Origin of the sequence: Bacillus sp. V3-13, from assembly GCF_002860165.1 — a bacterium.
Taxonomy (GTDB): domain Bacteria; phylum Bacillota; class Bacilli; order Bacillales; family Cytobacillaceae; genus Bacillus_BJ.
Genome location: NZ_PGUZ01000049.1, coordinates 28,191 through 47,717 on the forward strand (window position 1 = coordinate 28,191; position 19,527 = coordinate 47,717).

Below are 19,527 nucleotides of genomic sequence, written 5' to 3' on the forward strand. Positions count from 1 at the left end.
AAATTGATTAACGAGCGGGTTGTAATTTCTTAAAAAATCGAGTATCTGAATACGCCTTTCTAGTATTTTTAATTTTGGATAAAAGAAAATAAATGGTTGGTTAATAATATATAATTCTGCAGTTTTAGAATGTTATTACTCTCTCTAAAATAGATTACCGATAGTGTCAAATTTTATCGGAAAATGTAAATGGGAATTTGTTGTTAATTGTAGTTTTACCAACTATACTTTAATTAAATTCCAGAAAATGCTACCCGGGTTGATCTTTTTCTATTTATTCAACTTATTAATTGGAGGGAAAGAGAATGGGAAAACGAAGGTTTGCGCGTCAGAGAAAAGTGATCTGTTGGTTAGCAATTATCATTTTATTATTTGGGATTGTGCCACCGAAAGGGAAAGATGTTGTTCAAGCTGCTCAAACCTCATCCGCTGGACAAGCTAAACAAGATGACGAAACAATAAAGGCTCCACCATTTGTACCTCCTGCTAATTCAGAACAACCACCAGTTATTTCTAATAATTTACCATCTCCACCAATTAAACCAAAGAAAAAAGCTTCCAAACCAGTTGAGATTGTCGAGGAACGGACAGAGACTGAAAAGATCTTTAAGAATGGGGACGGGACATTTACAAAAAAAATTTATATGGAACCAGTTCATGTCCAAGAAAATAAAAAATGGGAAGAGATCTCTTCCGAATTGATGGAGACCACTTCAAAGACCCTTATCACGAAGAAAACAAAGTTGAAGTCGAATTTCAAAAAAGACATTAAAAATGGAGAAGCATATGCAACCTTTGAGGCGAAAGGGCATTCAATTGAATTCGCACTTAAACAAGCAAAAGGGGACAAAGGCCAGATAGAAGCTTCTAAGGCAAAAGCTGCTTACAAGGAAAATACAATCAAGTATAAAGACATTTTCCCGGGAATTGATTTGAGAAGCACAACATTTAATAAAACGGTTAAAGAAGATATTGTTCTTCATCAATTCACTGGACAGCATCAATTTGTATTTGAATTAAAGACAGACTTACAACCTAGTATGAAAGATGACGGAGCAATCACTTTTCAAGATGCTAGTGAACAGGTCGTTTTCGTTTTACCAAAACCATACATGTCTGACTCTAATATAAATCCTGAATCAGCAGAGGCTGTTACTTCACAGGATGTAACCTTTGCTCTTGATCAAAAAGGTAATAATGTCTATGAGCTGACTTTAACTGCTGATCCAAATTGGCTACAGGCACCGGAAAGAGTATACCCGGTTTACATTGATCCATCTTTAACAATTGACTATTTTGATGATGCTTTTGTTGCCAGCAGGTATCCTACTACCAATTATTCGGGCGGGAATTTATGGAATCCCGGCTTAAATGCATATGTGCTAAAAGTAGGCTATTATGACGGAACGACTGGTACGAATGAGGCTTTTATTAAGCAGGAAATATCAGGTTTACAAAATACGTATGCCAGTATTTATAGTGCGAAGTTTTATGCCTATGCAGTCCACCATTATTATGTGAATAGTCCTAATGGAGTATGGCTCGACCAGGTAACATCGAATTGGTATCCGGCTTCACTCAACTGGAACAATAGGCCTGGATCTTTCAATGTGACGTCTACGAATGTTGGCAGAGGACAATGGGCAGTATTTAATGTTACAGGGCCTGTTCAATCCTGGGCAAATGGATCAACGTCCAACTATGGTTTTAAGTTGCATACAGCAGGGAATGGGCAAGCATATTGGAAGAAGTTTATCGCATCTGAAAACGGAACAAACGCTCCATATTTGGAGATAAACTATTCCTATCCAACACCTGCTAAGCCACGAGTTAATGCTTATTCCAACGGAACTGGCAGCAACTCAGGATATTTAGATGTTTCATGGGACCCAATGCCTGGAGCTACGGGATATGAGGTACTGATCTTCAATGGATATGACTATGTATATATTCCGGTAGGAAATGTAACGAATTGGTCAACAAAAGGAAAAAATATTTGGCCAACCCCAAGTCAAGTGGCCAGTGGCGAATTTAACCTGCATCTTGATGGCAGAGGAGCCGAACTCGCTTTAGATCCGTCGCCGGTGTATCGTAATGCCTTTTTAGCCGGAAGTCCATATGGAGATTACAGCTCCGCCCACGGTTATTGGATTCGAATAATGGCTAACTACCCTTATGCGGATAGTCCAATATCAGCTGAGAACATACCTTATATTCCACTTGAGCAAGTAAATAGGCCTGTTGGTTCAGCCTATACAAATGTAACAGGCAATAGTGGTTATGTGACTGTTAAGTGGGACCCTGTACCTGGAGCGACAGGCTATAAAATATGGATATACAATGGAAGAGATTATGAACCGTTTGATGTCGGAAATGTCACCACTTGGACGACGCAAAACCAAAATATTTGGCCGACTGATACAGAGATTGCCCAGGGACGGTATCTTCTTCACCATGATAAGGGAGGGACTGAACTATCGCTGGATCCGTCGCCTGTTTATCGAAATTCGGGGGGTGTCTATGGTTCGTGGACAAATTATTGGTTTCGTGTTACAGCGTATAGCACAACCGGATATCCGGAAAGCAGCATTTCACAAGAGTTTACTCCACGATTTACAACAACCTCGTTGTTAGGAATACAAGATTATTGGACAAACATTCCGGTCATCGGAGGAAGCGTCACCGCTTTTAATGGAAACTTTGTTATGGATGAGACAGATTTCCAATTAGAAGGGCGTGGTCCGGGTATTTCCATTACCCGTACGTACAATAGCCAGGACTCAGGGAATGGGTTGTTTGGTAACGGCTGGTACAGTTCCATTGAAGAAAGGATCAAAGAAGAAGCGAATGGTAATATTCTGCTTACTGAAGAAGACAAAGGAACCATTCTGTTCACAAAAACAGGAGACAACCAGTATCAACCACCAAATGGTGTCTACCTGGAAATAAAGAAAACAAGTACTGGCTTTGAAATTAAGGATAAAGACCAGTCGGTCACTGTTTTCTCAACAGAAGGTAAAAAACAACACGAAAAAGATGAATATGGAAACCAGGTCACATACACATATGATTCGACAGGGAAGTTGACCACAATTAAAGATGCGTCGGGACGGGAATTTTTGCTTACCTATACTGGAGAGCATGTAACTAAGATTACAGGACCGGAAAATCGCACCGTAACGTATGAATATAGTGGGGATAATCTGATTGCCTCGACAACCCCGCGCGGCAAGAAGTACCGATATGGATATGAGAACGGGAACTTACGTTATATATATGATCCTAAGCACACTGACACCGAGCCATATAAAACAACATACACCTATGAAAATAATAAACTTGTAAAAATAACGGACCCTCTTGGAAAAGAGACGTCATTGACATACAACGACGGCACACGTGAAGTAACGGTAACGGATCCGAAAAATGTCATGGATGTATATGGTTACACCATTGCTGGAAATCCGCTAAAAACAGTTGTAGATGCAGATGCGTTGAAACTAACAACAACGTATGAATACCAAACGAATAATTTAACGAAGAAAACGGATCCGAAAGATCAAGGACAGCGTGTATCTGAGTCATATACCTATGATGCAAAGGGGAACGTTACGACCGCGACAGATGCCATCGGCACAGAGAAGTATGAGTACAATCAGAATAATGATGTTACGAAGGTAACGGATGCGGAACAAAAAACAACATCTTTAACTTATAACGGCGCCAATCCAGTTTCCGAAACAGAGTACCAGGGCAGGACGTCTTCCGTTACGGGCTACGATCAATTCGGGAATCCAAATGCCGGCAGTGATGCTTTAGCACCTGCGGCTAATCTGTTGCGAAATGCCGGGTTTGAAAGTGCACTTAATTCTACCTGGCTAATTTCTCGTTTCAATGAGAATGGAAACATCACCTTGGATAGCAATGAAAGAATGGTTCAGATGGGCGGAAGCTCCTCATTGCTGATGACCCCGCAGCCTGTTTCCGCAGAATGGGGCTATGTATCCGCTATTCAGGTGATTCCTGTTGAGCCCAATAAGATGTATACATTAAGTGGCTGGATCAAACTCAATAATGTTACGAATGCCAACGTATTTTTTAACATAGAGATGTTAAATGAACAAGGGATACCAATCGCAAACCCTTGGCGTGATAATCGTTATGCCCAGATGACAGGCACGCATGATTGGACAAAACGGCAACTAACATTCACAACAAGCAGTGAGACCCGAAAAGTGCGGGTTTACCTTGAAATGGATCATAGCGGCACGGGAATCGGAGGAAAAGCGTGGTTCGATAATGTTCAATTGGAAGAGGGACCTGTCTCTTCTTCTTATAATCCGGTTGCGAACAGTAGTTTTGAGTATGTAAGTAATGGAAAACTAGAAAACTGGACATCGGTATGCAATCCACCAACAGATCCATTGGGGGACGGATTTGCAGGGTATTCCAGCCTTGAAATGGAACGCAAAAGTACTGCAGACCCAAGCTGCCACTATCGGCAAGAATTAATTCTGAATCAAACTAAACCACAAGATATAACTGTGACGGCCATGTCGAAAGCTGAAAAAGTGACACACACAACTGGTAAACCAAACATCGGTTATTCCTTCTGGGTGCATGTGTATTACGCAAACGGGGTAGAAGCAGATTATAATGCTGTATTTCCGATCGGTACAAAAGAGTGGAATCGCAGTGCCATTGTAATCCCTACATCTACCCATGGCGCGATTCGGAGATTGGACATTCATCCGGTGTTTAATGGAGATAATATTGGTAAAGTTTGGTTTGATGACTTCCGTGCCATAGAGGGCAGCATACTCACCAAAAATGAATATGACAATGGTGGAAACTATGTAACAGCATCATATGACGAAGAAAACCGCAAAACCTCATTTTCTTATGATATCTATGGAAATAAAAATACAGAAACAGATCCTAAAAACAATACAAAGTCCTATGAGTATAATTTAGACAACCAGCTAACAAAAACTACTCTGCCTAACGGAACCTCTGTTGCTTATAAATATGACGACAATGGCAATACGACGGAGAAACTGGTGTCCAGTGGTACAAAGGTACAAACCGTCACATACGAATATGACGCCGACAACAAGCTCACGGTATTCCAAGATGCACTACTTCGTAAAATCTTGCATACGTATGACGCGAATGCAAACCGCATAAGCACGAAAATGCCAAATGGAAGTTTGTTAGAATGGACGTATGATGCAGCCAACCGCGTCACAGAAGCAAAACGAAATGGAACTGTTGCGTTCTCGTATCAATATGACGCAAATGGGAATGAAACAAAAGTCACTGATTCGGTAAATACCATCACAAGAGATAAAGCCTATGATGCAGGGAACCGTATAACCAGCATGACAGACCGGGGCGGCAGCATCGCCTGGTCGTATCATCCAAATTCCCATAAGCTGAAAGAAACAAAGACTACACACGGAACATACACGAATACGACAACGTATGACTATGATGCGTTAAATCAAAATACGAAAGTGGTTGATGCTGACAAGTCATACTACTTTGAGTATGATGAGTTTGGAAACGTAGGCCGTTATCAATCGGGAAATGATACAGCAGCTCTATTCACCTATGATAAAACACAGAAAATTACAGATTTATTCATTGGAACAAAGAACGCAACACAAATATTATCTGAGAAGTACACCTATGATGCTAACGGCAACCGGACCAGCATTGATCGAAAAACAGGCCTGCACCATGGAAAGACCGCCTATGCCTATGACGAAGTCAACCAATTAACAAAAGAAACATTGCCAGATGGCACTGTAAATGAATTTACGTATGATGGCTTCAGCAACCGCACCAGTGTGAAAGTAACGAAACCTGACAGCACCGTTTCGACCACAACAGCCACCTTCAACAGTGGCAACCTGCTAACATCCTTTGGCAATGAAGCAATAACGTACGATTTAAATGGCAATCGTCTATCCGACGGCCAATTTACGTACCAGTGGAATGAAGCCGACCATCTTATTTCGGTCACCCAAAGAGGCCAAACCACACCTTTAGCCATGTACAAGTACGATGATGACGGCCGCCGCATTGAGAAGAATGTAAACGGCCAAATCACCCGTTACCACTACGACGGTGACAGCATCAATGTCTTGTACGAAACAGACGGAAATGGAGCAGTGCTGCGCCAGTACGTATATAACGCTGATGGTGTACGTCTTGCCATGAAATCGCAAGGGCAAACGCTGTATTACCACTACAACCCGCACGGCGATGTCATTGCGATCACCGACCAAGGCGGCCAAACGTTAGCCCAATATGCATATGATGCATGGGGCAATATCCTGCAGCAAACCGAGCAGGGACTGACAGTCGATAATCCATTCAAATATGCCGGATATATGTATGATGAAGAAATAAGTATGTATTACCTTATGGCACGGTATTATCATCCTAAGCATGGTGTCTTTATCTCAGTAGATCCAGATCCGGGGGATGAGGATGATCCGATTACGCAGAATGGGTATGCATATACGAATAACAATCCGGTAATGATGAATGATCCTGATGGGCACGTGGCTTGGTGGGTAGCAGGTGCTTTAGGTGGGGCCGCTTGGGATGTTGGTTCATATTTATGGAAAAATCGTAATAAGGGGTATACATGGAAGGGTGTAGGCAAATCAGCTTTAAGAGGAGCAGTAACAGGAGTAGCGTTAGGCGGAGTTGGAAAGATTGGTGCAACTGTATTTAGTAAAGCTGGGTATAAACTAGTTGGATACTCAAAAAATAATGGAAGGATTTTTGCTCTTGTTAACAAAAATATGAAACCAAATAAGTCGAGAGATTCACGATTATTTGCTCTCGATTATCATAAAATAAGAGAGAATAAACTACGGACAACTAAAAAAATATTACATGTACATTGGAAATATCAAAAGAATAAACATTACTTTGTATATCCGCCTAGAAAAAAAACAAAATGGACTAATTAAAATGTGGGGGAAACAAATGAATGAGTTAAGATTTAATCATAAACAATCGACCAATATGGATGATTTACCTTTAATAATTAATGATTTTTCTCAAAAAAAAGTATATGAAGTAGATTTATTGGAGAATGATGAGGAAAATATCGATTTTCTTATTACTCTAATAAGAGGCAGACTCGTAAAAGTATTAATAAGTCCTTATCATTTTTTGCAAAAAGAATTGGAAGATGAATTTAAAGCTAGAGATCTCGAATATGAAATTTTTACTCCTAGTAAAAAAAATAATTTTTTTACCATTAGTATCTCAGATCAAACAGACATCTCATTTTTAATAAATACGTGTTACGATCTGGGGGTACAAAATTGTTCAGTTTTTTTCTTTCTCGATGATGATGTGCATATCACTTACACTAAAACATCCAGTAAATTAAAAAACTATTTCATCGGTGAAGAATGGACACCTACCATAACATTGTTGGGTAATGGAAAATGTCTCTTTATGAGATATGATGGAGCATTATTAACTATGGTGGCTAACAACTAACAAATGTATAAGGAACATATTAGCATAGTCCACGGTTTCTCATAGGATGTCTTTTCTATATGTTAATTATTTTTAAAAAAGAGTGAAGAGTTCCTTTAATAAATGCGCGTTTCTGCGACAATTTTAGCAATTTAGATAAAAAGAGCACATAATGACAAATGGCCATTCTAAGTTAATGGCCATTTGTCTTAGCCGTAAACATCTTTATTAGGTCAGAATTCCCCTCGATTTGTCTCAGCTCTTAAATTGAAAGCACTGTTTAAATTAACAAATCAATACTTCTCAATCTGCTCAGCAAGATAAACGCTCAATTTCCTTCGTGCTTTCCTTTGTTTCATTCGGTCTTCCGCGGAATTAAACAAGTATTTTTCTTCTTCGGTCTCAGGATATACCTGCGGCACTTGCTTTGGCTTCCCATTTTCATCTAAGGAAACAAATGTGAGAAAGCTGGTCGCTGCGACAATGGTTTCCCCGTTAATCAAGTGTTCGGCGATTACTTTTACGAAAATCTCCATGGAACTTCTGCCTGTATAAGTAACGAACGATTCCAAATGGACGGCATCTGTCGGCCGGATTGGATGCAGGAAATCAACAGAGTCCATTGAAGCTGTTACACATTCTGACCGGCAGTGTTTAGCGGCTGAAATAGACGCGACTACATCGATCGAAGCCATCAACTTGCCTCCAAACAATGTTTGATGGTTATTCGTATCAGGCGGCATCACTCTGTTTGTCTGGAATACCCTTGATTCTGAACAAGGTTTGCTGTTCGGTGTCTTTGTCATAACTAATCCCCTTTTTCATTTCAACTACGTATAGATTTCATTATATAATTTCTACCGTAAACAAACCAAATTTGATTTTTGTAAAACCCCACTTATTAACCATGCCAATAGAACTAAATCCTCCCACATCCAACACTATGTCTACCAATCTACCATCCCCAAGAAAAATGGTTGTTTTTACCTATATCTAGCAATCTATAAACATTACTTTTGTACCTAACTACAAAAAAAAGGATGTGATACCTTTTATTTGTATCTAAAATTCTGAATATTGAGAAGGGGGTAAAGCATGAAGTTTAAGCGAATTTTACCGGTCTTATTGATTCTACTTCTCGCTTTTTCCAGTGCGGCTGCAGGGGCACAGGTGCCTGAAAAGGCAAAGAGCACAAAAGGCGAAGAAAACAAGAGAACGGTTCAGCAGATTAAGAGTGAAGAACTGGAAAAACAGTATAAGAGCACGGATATCGTCAGGGTTATCGTAGAAATGAAAACCGAGCCGACCGTTCTGTACGCGCAAAAGCAAGGGAAACGCGTAAAAGAGCTTGCGGAAGCAACGAAAAAGCAATTGAAAGCTGAAAAATTATCTGAGCATAAAAAAGTAAAAGACCGCGCAAAGCAATCGAAAGTAAAACTCGTTGAGCATGAAAGTTTTACGACGATTGTCAACGGCTTTAGTGCAGATGTCATGTACGGGGATATTGAACTGGTGAGAGAAATGCCGGAAGTATCGGAAGTACATATCGTTCATGAGTATACACGCCCGCAAGAAAAGCCGGAAATGCTTTACAGCAAAGAGCTTGTCCAGGCTCAGGATGCCTGGAGAGACTATGGATTTAAAGGGGAAGGTATGGTTGTCGGAGTCATTGATACCGGACTTGACCCATCCCATAAAGACATGGTTCTTTCTGACGGTACTGAACCGGAGCTAACAAGCGACGAAGTTAATAAGTTCAAAAATGAAAATGGCCTGGTTGGAAGATATTATACTGAAAAAGTTCCATACGGCTATAACTATATGGATGAAAACCACGTCATCCAGGACATTGCTCCTGGAGCCTCAATGCATGGAATGCACGTAGGCGGTACTGTGGGTGCAAACGGTGATGAGGAAAATGGAGGGATTAAAGGAGTTGCGCCAGAAGCGCAGCTACTCGCATTAAAGGTATTCGGAAATGACCCGAATATGCAATCGACCTGGGGCGATATTTATGTAAAAGCAATCGATGACGCGATTGTTTTAGGCGCTGACGTTCTCAACATGAGCCTTGGTTCGACTGCCGGATTTGTCAGACCTGAGGACGCGGAGCAAAAAGCGATCAAGCGCGCGGTTGACAACGGAATCTTAATGTCGATTTCGGCAGGCAACTCTGCTCATTTTGGAAATGGGTTCGCGAATCCGTTCACAGAAAATCCTGATATCGGTGTATCGGGATCACCAGGGGTTTCTTATGAGTCCTTACAGGTTGCTTCGATCGAAAATCAATTTATGGATTTGGATGCTGCCACTTATCAGTTTGGAAATGAGACTGGAAAAGCTCCTTTTCTATCAGCAGGAAGTGTCCATCCAAACGATGCAACACAAAAAACTTTTGAACTTGCCTATGCAGGTCTTGGAACACCGCAAGAAGTGGCTGCGGCCAATGTTGCCGGAAAATATGCGCTGATTAAGCGCGGCAGCATTACATTTGTGGAAAAAGCCATCAACGCGCAAAATGGCGGGGCATTAGGGGTTATTATTTATAATAATGCTGATGGCTATGTGAGCATGGCCACAGACCCTGCGATTAAAATTCCGCAGCTGTTCATGCTGAAGAACGATGGTGATAAGCTTCAGGCTGCGATTGCCGCTGGTGAAGCTGTAACAGTTTCCTTCACTGGCGAAAAAGTAAAAGCAACCAATCCTGCTGCAGGAAAAATGAGCGATTTTACATCATGGGGCTTAACGCCAAACCTTGATTTCAAACCGGAAATCACGGCTCCAGGCGGACAAATTTACTCTACACTCGAAAACAACCAGTACGGAATGATGAGCGGAACGTCAATGGCTGCGCCACATGTTTCCGGCGGTGCTGCGCTGGTTCTTGAAAGAGTAGACAATGAATTTGGCGTAACCGGATTTGACCGCGTGAATGTCGCCAAAAATCTATTGATGAATACATCACAGCCGGTGACCTATCAGGGAACTATAAATGCTGCGTTTGGCTGGGAACTGCCATACTCGCCACGCCGCCAGGGTGCCGGAATGATGCAGCTTCATTCTGCACTGCAAACTCCTGTTATTGTAACGGAAGCAAAGACGAATGAAGCGAAGGTTGCCTTGAAAGAGGTGGGCGATCAATTCGAATTCACGTTAAAAGCGCAAAACTACAGCGACAATGCCGTCGATTACAATGTTGCGGCCAATCTGCAAACGGACTTTGCCGCATACGGGGAATTGGGCTGGAGCCCGAATGTACTTGAAGCACAAAAGATTCTGGATGCCTCTGTGAAAGTAAACGGGGCTGACAATGCGGTCATAACTGTGCCAGCAAACAAATCAGTCACTTTCAAAGTCCAGGTTGACGTCAGCGACGCAAAAGTGATTGATCCGTCAAAAACACGCAGCTGGGAAACACCGATTGCGATTGAAGAAGTATTCCCGAACGGATACTTTGTCGAAGGATACGTCACATTAACGGATCCGACAGACACAAATGCAGAGCTAACTGTTCCTTATGTAGGCTTTAAAGGAGACTGGGACGATGCTTCCATTCTCGATGGCATGAAGTATGACGAAAAGTCTTTCTACGGAATGAGCGGAGCCGTTACTAAAAGTGGTGCAAACTATAACTACCTTGGTTATGATCCGGTTACAGACAAATTCCGTTCTGACACGATTGCCATTTCACCAAACGGTGATAATGTCCAGGAACAAATCATTCCGGTTCTTTCTTTCTTAAGAAACGCGAATGAAGTTAAATTTGCAATCGTCGATGAAAAAGGAAAAACACTAAGAACATTGCGGACTGAGAGAAGTATTACCAAGCATTACTATGATGGCGGCCGCGGTGCCACTTATACGCTCGACCCGAACCGGGCCTGGGATGGAAAAATCAATAACCGCCTCGCAAAAGACGGTCAGTATTTCTATGAAATCCGTTCTGTCGTCGATTTTGCAAATGCAGAATGGCAAAGCGTCAAAATTCCAGTCAAGGTTGACACTGCAAAGCCAAGCGTTAAAGCTGAATTAACTGATGGCAACACAGCTGTGGCGATTGAAGCAGCCGACAACCAAGGCGGAGCAGGAATCTCATATTTGGATATCCTTGCCAGCGAAAAATCAATTTTAACAGAGCCTTTAAGCGGTGACACAACGAAGTTTGCTCTTCCTGAAAGTGTGGAGCCAGGAACTGTCTTAACGGTCGTTGCGGTTGATAACGCAGGTAACCAAAATGCAGCAGCAGTGACAGTTGCCGGGGAAAGCAGTGACAAAACCAATCCAGAGGTATATCTTGAGAATCCGGCTGCGTTAGCGATCTATAATACGAATAAAATCAACTTTACGGGCCGAATTGTTGAAGAGTCAGGCTTAAAGGAATTCACTATTGCCGGACAACCTGTTGAAGTCACTTACAACGAAGCAAAAAAACAATACGAATTTAACACAATCCTTACATTAAAGGATGGATTCCAAACCTTTGAAGTGAAGGCAATCGACAATGCCAACAATACGACGGTCTTCAAGCGTTCTGTCCTCGTTGATTCGACAGCACCGGGAATGGCCATCAAAGGAGTTCCATCAAACAAATTTATTAAGCATAATGCGGCCAATCCGAAGGTGGACGTAACAGTTAAGGATAATTTTGACGAAATCCGTTTCTCCTTGAATGGAAACGAAATTTTCTACCAGGAGTTTAAAGAGCCATACGAGATGCGCAGCTTCGAAAAAATATTCAAGAGTATTGAGCTTGAGCTCGTCGAAGGTCTAAACGTTTTTGAATTCGAAGCAGTCGATCTGGGCGGCAATAAAACGGTCAAAAAAGTTGAACTGTATAAGCTGAAAAAAGGCGAAAAAGCGCCAAAGCGCTGGTAAAGGAAAAGAAAACCGGAACGGAAAACTAAAAAAGGGATAAACATAACAAAAACGGCTGCCAGGTCACGTCTTGGCAGCCGTTTTTGTGTGTGATCGCAGTCATATTCATCCTGAAAATAATCCATCATTATGCCAGGCGCAGGTGCACCAGCTCCCGAAGCTCATCGGTGGACAGCTCGGTAATCCAGCTTTCGCTTTGGATGACCTGGTCGTTGAGCGATTGCTTTTTTTCAAGCATGGCATCGATTTTTTCTTCAAGCGTGCCGGTGCTGATCAGCTTGTGGACATGGACGAAACGCTTTTGGCCAATCCGGTAAGCACGGTCGGTAGCCTGGTTTTCGACGGCCGGATTCCACCAGCGGTCATAGTGGATCACGTGGTTGGCAGCCGTTAAATTCAAGCCGGTTCCGCCCGCCTTCAAGGATAAAAGGAAGACGGGGAATTCGCGCTCCTGGAAGCGCTGAATCATCGCGTCACGCTGGTTTTTTGGAACGCTCCCGTTTAGAAAAGGAATCTTCAAGTTATATTTTTTCTCCAGCAATGAACGGATCATTTCACCCATCTCGATATACTGGGTAAAAATTAAACAGCTTTCCTTCTGTTCAAGAACAGCCTCGACAAGCTCAGTCAATTTCTCAAGCTTCACCGAGCGTTCAAGCAGCATTTGCGGCTTCTCTTCTTTTAAATAGAGGGCTGGATGATTGCAAAGCTGCTTCAGGCGGCTGAGCATTTGCAGGATCAAGCCTTTTCGTGCAAGGCCCGAGAGCTGTTCGATTTCAGCAAAGGTATCGCGGATCAGCTGCTCATACAAAGATGCCTGTTCCGCTGTCAGCGGGCAATATTCCTTTTGCTCGAGCTTATCCGGCAAATTAAGGGCAACCTCTTCATCCTTTTTCGTGCGCCGCAGCAAGAATGGCCTGATTAGCCGTTGCAATTCTTTGACCTTCTCCTGCTTGTCGTCCTTTTCGATCGGGATGACAAAGCGCTTTTGAAATTGGCCGAGATTGCCGAGATAGCCGTGGTTCGTAAAATCAAAAATTGACCACAGCTCGGATAAGCGGTTTTCCATCGGTGTCCCCGTTAACGCAATATGGTGGAGACCCTTTAATTTTCGGACGGCCCGCGACTGCTTTGTCTGGGCGTTTTTAATGTTTTGAGCTTCATCGATCGAAATCGAACCCCATGTCAACAATTCAAAGTCATCAAGGTCAAGATTGACAAGGCCGTAGGATGTCAGCACGACGTCCGCTTTAGCCGCCCTTTCCTTGAACGCGTCACCCTTTAAGCGGTTTGGCCCGTAGTGAAGGTACACATTGAGGCCGGGCGCGAACCGTTCAAGCTCTTTTTGCCAGTTGCCGAGCACGGATGTAGGGCAGACGATCAATGCAGCACCTGAGTTCTCTTGTGCTTTTACGGTTAACAAGTAGGAAATCAGCTGGACCGTTTTTCCGAGCCCCATGTCATCAGCAAGGACGGCCCCGAACCCGTATTTTCGCAAAAAGAGGAGCCAGCTCATCCCGAGCACCTGGTATGGGCGCAGTTCGCCGTTAAAAGCTTCAGGAACCGGTGCGGCAGGAATCTCTTTTATTTCCGACAGCTGTTTGATCATTTGTTTCCATTGCCGGTTCAGTTCAATTTGAATGCGGGCAAACGCTTTTGGATTCTCAAGGTCTGACGCGGCTTCATCCTCATCGGCTGTAAGCTCCTGCTCCAACAGGTCACGGACGTGCAGCCCTTCTTTTTCCGCTTTTTTCATTAAATCCTGGATCTGGCGGATGAACTGGGGGTCAAGCTTGATCCAGCGGCCGCGAATAAAGACAAGCCGTCTTTTTTCGGCAACAAGCTTGCGGAATTCCTCCTCGGAAAGCTCTACACCATTCATCGAAAAGCGCCAGTCATAATCAAGCATCGCAGACAAGCCGACAAACGAAGGACGATGGCTTCCTGTCCCTTTTAAGCGCGCTTTAATTTTTAAATTGGCGGCCTGCATCGCGTGCCACCAGGCTGGAAGCAAAATTTCAACGCCAAGCGCGAGCAGGAGTTCACTCGTTTCCGTTAAAAAAGACCAGGCTTCTTCTTCACTTAAAGTGTTTCGGAAGTGATCCCGTTTTTTTAACGAAGGCACGAGGCGGGCGAACCGCTCAAGTTCACGATTCATTTTTTCGGCATAAAGCTTCCATGCATCCGGATAGGTGGAACGGTCATCTGCGTCAATCACCAGATCAGGATTATTTTTATCGCGAAGAAACGCACCCAAACTCCACTCATCATCAGCTTCCTCGGGCTCCTGCAGGCGCAGCCCGATCGTGAATGGGGCAGTATCCTCTTTAATCCCGATCCACTCCGCCCATCTCTCCTCATCAAAAAACTCGGCAAGCTGCCTCGCATCGATTTGGTTGCTTTTTAAAACCGACAATTTTTTGTCGAAAAGCTCTTTCATACTCCGGTTCCGGCTCAGATAAGCATCGAGGGAGCGGGCAAACCAATCATGAATAAACGGGCGGACAGGAATCGGCTCTGAGTGCTCCCAGAAGGATGGGTCAAATTCTTGATAAACCCGTTCGGGCAGTGCCCACTGAAAGCGCTCCTGTTCCCATGCAGCAAAATCGGGGATCCAGTCCTTTTCGACAATTGCCTCATGAACGGCGGGGGCGGCTGCGATGCATAGTTCGGCCGTTTCATCCCAGTCCCACTCAATTAACCGGTTGAATTGTTCCTTTGCAAACAAGGTAGCCAGCTGCCAGCCGTTCACTGCAATTCCGACAATGCCCTGGTACTTTTCGATATCAAGAACGGTTCCAAAATAGCTTTCTTCATGGCGATGGAACAGGAGACTCTTCCATTTAGCCGGGTCGAGAAGCTCCTCGGATTCATCCTCTGCCGTGATCAAATAGCGGTTGTCATCGATGGACTGAACATTTATTTTTAAATACCTCGTTTTAAGCATGGATCAGTTTACTCCTTTTGCATTCTTCATGGAAGGCGCGCAGCCGTCTGGTCCGGAAGAGCAACTCTTCCATAAATGCTTCCCACTCGCTGGCCAGGCCGATTTTTTTATAAATCGTCCGCAGTTTTTTCAAATGGCGGACAGCTTCCTGGTAATTGCCCCTGCTTTTCATATCAATATTCTTTTGAATCGATTGATGGTAAAGCGGGAGAAGCACGGAGGGGCTTTCCTTTTGGATCGAATTTAGCCGCTCATTCGAAACCATGCCGATATCGAAGCCGATATACGAGAGAAGCTCACCCCATTTTTCATAAAGGCCATGTTCAAATAAGAATTGTTCATATTCCATATAACTGTATGGAAGAGTATACAACAGGGCCCGTTCATAAAAATCAGCGCGGCCGTTCTCCGTGCAAAATCGGGTAATTGCCCGAAGCGACAGCTCGGTAAACTCACGGCTGATCCGATACTCTCTTAGTGACAGTACATATTCCCTTACGTTCTGGATAAAAAGTTCTGTATAAGGAGTCATCCTTTTCCACGCTTTCTGGCTGGTGAGCATGTCGAGCCAAACAAGGTAATAAGGGGCTGCTTCCATGCCAAGCGAGTCCAAAATGTCGAGAGCTTCTTCATCTTTCCCGGTAAGCACATATTGATGAACAAGACCGATACTTAATGAAATCGAACCGTTTATTTTACAAAGCTTCTCAAGCTTGGCCGTTTCCTGATCGCGCCAGCTGCCCCGCTTGAAAAAATTTGTCCATAGAAACCGGTATAAATAAATCCCTTCATACCAAAACGCCGATTCATCTTCATCTTCGAGGAGCAGAATCGAGTCATCTTTCAGCCGCGTTACAAAAGCATCAAACGCAAACGGTAAAGAATGAATCGACAATTTATTGACGGCATCCTCAATTTCTTCAATTAAGAAATGGGAAACGTGACGGTAATAGCGGTCAATCATTTCTTCTGTATGGCCAAAATCTTTACTGACTCTTGCCACATTGTGAAAAGCGTGCAGCGCTCCAACCAGTTCATAAAGGGTCCGCCATTCTGCTTCAACCGGGGCACCGGCTCTGAGGCGCCTCATGTAAACTTCAAAAAGCTCTTGAAATACATATGGCTTCGGTTCGCCTTTTCCCGTCATAATCGAATTAAAGCTTTCCGTAAAAGCATTGATCCATTTATCATAATCAGGTTTTAAGCTGCCCGTTGATTTTAATAAATCCTTGGCCCGCTGTATGCCCCAAGTGGCCGCCGCCTTCCTCTCCTTCACCGGCTCCCGCCATTCCTCAATCCATTCCGCGACACTCCCGGCATGGGAATAAGCCTGGAAAAAGACTGCGAGCTGATGGCGGCAAAGCCCTTCGCCAGGACAGGAGCATTCACTCAGCTCCGGAAAGCTCAGGTCCAGGTTAACCCGCACCGGTATGACATCCTGGACAGAGGCATGGACTATCTCCTGGTCCATTTTCAGTTTGGAAACCATTCCTTGCCGGTAAAGCAGAAATCCTTTTTGGACGAGCTTATCGTCCCGCTCATCCCCGGCGATGAGCATATCCTTCATTTTTGCCGCTCCAAACCGGAGAAGCTCTATATAGTAATCAGGAACTACAGTCATGAAACGAACCTCCCGTTGTTGCAGTCCAAATAAAAAAAAGTCATATTCTTTTATTATACCTAAAAAAGCAGGTGTTTAGGAGAGGAAGAGCGAATAACGAAACAAAGAACTATTAATGGAAAAATTTTAGTATATGAGAAAAATTAATTTCAACGGTTTTAAACAATGATCATTCAAATGGAATGAATTAATAGATATGAGACAATTTACATTTACCATTATTTAGGTTTTAGGTTAAAATGATAGCAGAATACATATTTGGAGGACCTATCATGTTTTTTCAAAATAAGCTTACCAAAGGCTTGTGGGATCCAGCCCGTTTTTTCTACCAATTGCGTGAGGCGGAGCGGATCACAGGCTTGTGGAACCGTGTTGTTCTTTTGCTGCTGGCAAGCGCGTTGATTTTCGGTCTCGGCACATATACCGGCGTCGGAACGGAAATTTTATCGAAGGAAATTACGCAGCTGCCAATTAGCGAGTTCGAAGCGCATAAAGCGCTGTTTGCTGCCGGCCAGATACTTTGGGGCCTATTTTATGCAGCGCTGGTGCTATTTGTCCCTTCCTTGTTTTTTTGGACACTCACCGATATCGAATATAAAAAGCTGACCGTTGTCCAAACGCTCGTCCTGCTTATTTTGTTAATTGAAAAAGTCGTATTGCTCCCTTTCCAAATCACGTTTGGGCTCGACCGGTTTTCCTCGCCTTTTTCATTGGGAGTTATCGCGCAATATTTATCAATCAAATCGTTTTTTGTTTATTTTCTGGCTACAATCACTGTATTCAAAATATGGGGTATGGCCCTTCAATATAAAGCTCTTAAATTATTATCTGACAAAAATCCAAAAATCCTTCTATTAATGATCATCTCTATCAATCTCGCAGCCTGGTTATTTTCAGCTCTTATTTCGTACATAGAATTTGAAAAGGTCTTGTAAGGAGGGGAGACATCATGAAGTGGAAAATAAACTGGAAGAAACTCTCGTTCGTTGTTGGCTTAATTTTGTTCCTTTCAGCCAATTTCTATTTGATTTTTAAAAGTGAAAGTGAAATTACCCGGTCGGCGCGCGTCGAAAAGTGGACAACCGTAAAAAAGCAAAACTTGAGAGAAACAATGAAAGCTACCGGAAAGGTCGCCCCTTTTGAAGAATTCCATGTTTATTTCAACAAAGAACGCGGAGAATTGAGCGAGATTTTAGTGGAAGAAGGCGATGCGGTCGAATCGGGGACGCCGTTAATCGAATACTCTTCGAGCAATACGGAAAATGAGATTACCAATCTCGAGGCGGAAATCACCCGGGCAGAAGAGGAGATCTCCCGTCTCGAAGACCATATCATGGAGCTTGAGTCTCTCCAGTCTGATAGTTCCTACGACTCTTACGATTCCAATTCATTCGATGACTCAGCCGACACATTCGATGATACATTCGAATCTGCCGATGAATTTGATTCCAGCGATTCATACGAGCCTGTGAATAACACGAACGAAGTGATCGACTTTTCAATCCAGCAAGAGGTCCTCAATAAAGAGCTGAGAATCGCAGAGCTTGAAGCAGAGATCGTAAAATACGAGGAATTAATTACGGCGCTTGAGGAAGGCTTAACAGAGATGACAGTCAACAGTGAGCTTGATGGCTGGGTAAAGAGCGTTCGTTACGATTTGGGAAATCCAATTGTCACGATCATATCGAACCAGCAAAAAGTAGAGGGCATCCTGCCTGAAGAAAAGTTTTTGAAACTGGCAGAAGGAATGAAGGCATCTGTCACCTCTCCGCTTGCGAGGGGGAAAGCAGAGGGCACTGTCGAGAAGATCGCCGGCTTTGCTTCCGACAATCCCAAAAATGGCGAAACCAGCAACTACCCGTTTCAAATTCATCTTAAAGAAAACTTTGAAGGCCTTGTGCACGGCTCCAATGTCGATGTCACCTTCGTAACGAAGGAAGCCAAAGATACGCTGACCGTCCCGGCGGCAAGCACCAAAAGAAAAGGCAGCGTCTATGTGATGGCCGAAAACGGCAAATTAAGCAGGCAGGCTATCCAGCCGGGATTGGAAGTGAACGGCACGAAAGAAATTGTCAAAGGGGCGAAAGAGGGCGAATTCATCGTGCTCGAATCAACTTCCAAACTGCGACACAAAGCACCATTTTATACCCCGATCGAAACAGGAAAATGGAGCAAAAAAGCTTTCAAACAATTAGATAAAAAGGATTATATCAAATATATCATTACAGGGTTTTTGCAAATGTGACAGGCTTTGAGAGATCAATCCCTTTCATGAGAGAGGGATTTTTTCTTTTGTTTAAGAGAGGTTTAAGATTATTAAACATGTGGTAATAGAAGTAGTGCGAAAAAGTCAGCTCATGGAGGATAGATTTCTGGTAATGACGAGAACAGCGCATTCGATTTATGAGTACGAAATGCAATCTATAATCGCACCAATAGATTTATAGTTGGAAATCGAATTTTATGAATTGCAAAATCAAGTTTATGAGCGGAAACTTAGATTTATGAACGGAAAATCAAGTTTACGAGCGGAAACTCAGATTTATGAGCGGAAAATCAAGTTTACGAGCGG

At 43.2% G+C, this 19,527-nt stretch carries 8 protein-coding genes; 5 read left to right on the plus strand and 3 right to left on the minus strand.

All coding sequences use genetic code 11. The annotated features are described in order from the left end of the window. Positions 1-305: 305 nt before the first annotated feature. Together CU633_RS17145 and CU633_RS17150 are read left to right on the plus strand one after the other, a co-directional pair. On the plus strand, positions 306-6,989 hold the full coding sequence (locus CU633_RS17145) for a DNRLRE domain-containing protein (RefSeq protein ID WP_101661808.1): 6,684 nt from the start codon (positions 306-308) through the stop codon (positions 6,987-6,989). Between the two features lie 16 nt (positions 6,990-7,005). Then, a complete protein-coding gene (locus tag CU633_RS17150) occupies positions 7,006-7,530 on the plus strand; it encodes a hypothetical protein (RefSeq protein ID WP_101661809.1) in 525 nt (174 codons plus the stop codon). 272 nt (positions 7,531-7,802) lie between these two features. Here CU633_RS17150 and CU633_RS17155 read toward each other — a convergent pair whose 3' ends face one another. Further along, positions 7,803-8,315, minus strand: a complete 513-nt coding sequence (locus tag CU633_RS17155) for an acyl-CoA thioesterase (protein ID WP_101661810.1) — start codon at positions 8,313-8,315, stop codon at positions 7,803-7,805. Positions 8,316-8,604: 289 nt separating this feature from the next. On the opposite strand from CU633_RS17155, the gene CU633_RS17160 reads away from it, so the two are divergent. After that, a complete protein-coding gene (locus CU633_RS17160; protein ID WP_101661811.1) occupies positions 8,605-12,387 on the plus strand; it encodes a S8 family serine peptidase in 3,783 nt (1,260 codons plus the stop codon). A 127-nt stretch (positions 12,388-12,514) separates the two neighbouring features. On the opposite strand, the gene CU633_RS17165 is transcribed toward CU633_RS17160, so the two are convergent. Both CU633_RS17165 and CU633_RS17170 read right to left on the minus strand, forming a co-directional pair. After that, the gene (locus tag CU633_RS17165; protein WP_101661812.1) at positions 12,515-15,334 is read right to left on the minus strand and encodes a DEAD/DEAH box helicase; all 2,820 of its coding nucleotides are present in this window, start codon (positions 15,332-15,334) and stop codon (positions 12,515-12,517) included. Continuing rightward, positions 15,327-16,955 (minus strand): SWIM zinc finger family protein, encoded by a 1,629-nt coding sequence (locus CU633_RS17170; RefSeq protein WP_101661813.1) that lies wholly within the window; start codon positions 16,953-16,955, stop codon positions 15,327-15,329. Before CU633_RS17170 ends, CU633_RS17165 begins: the two co-directional genes overlap by 8 nt. 272 nt (positions 16,956-17,227) lie before the next feature. Between CU633_RS17170 and CU633_RS17175 the strand changes: the two genes are divergently transcribed. After that, a complete protein-coding gene (locus CU633_RS17175; protein ID WP_101661814.1) occupies positions 17,228-17,890 on the plus strand; it encodes a hypothetical protein in 663 nt (220 codons plus the stop codon). Positions 17,891-17,904: 14 nt separating this feature from the next. After that, positions 17,905-19,200 (plus strand): efflux RND transporter periplasmic adaptor subunit, encoded by a 1,296-nt coding sequence (locus tag CU633_RS17180; RefSeq protein WP_101661815.1) that lies wholly within the window; start codon positions 17,905-17,907, stop codon positions 19,198-19,200. Positions 19,201-19,527: the final 327 nt, after the last annotated feature.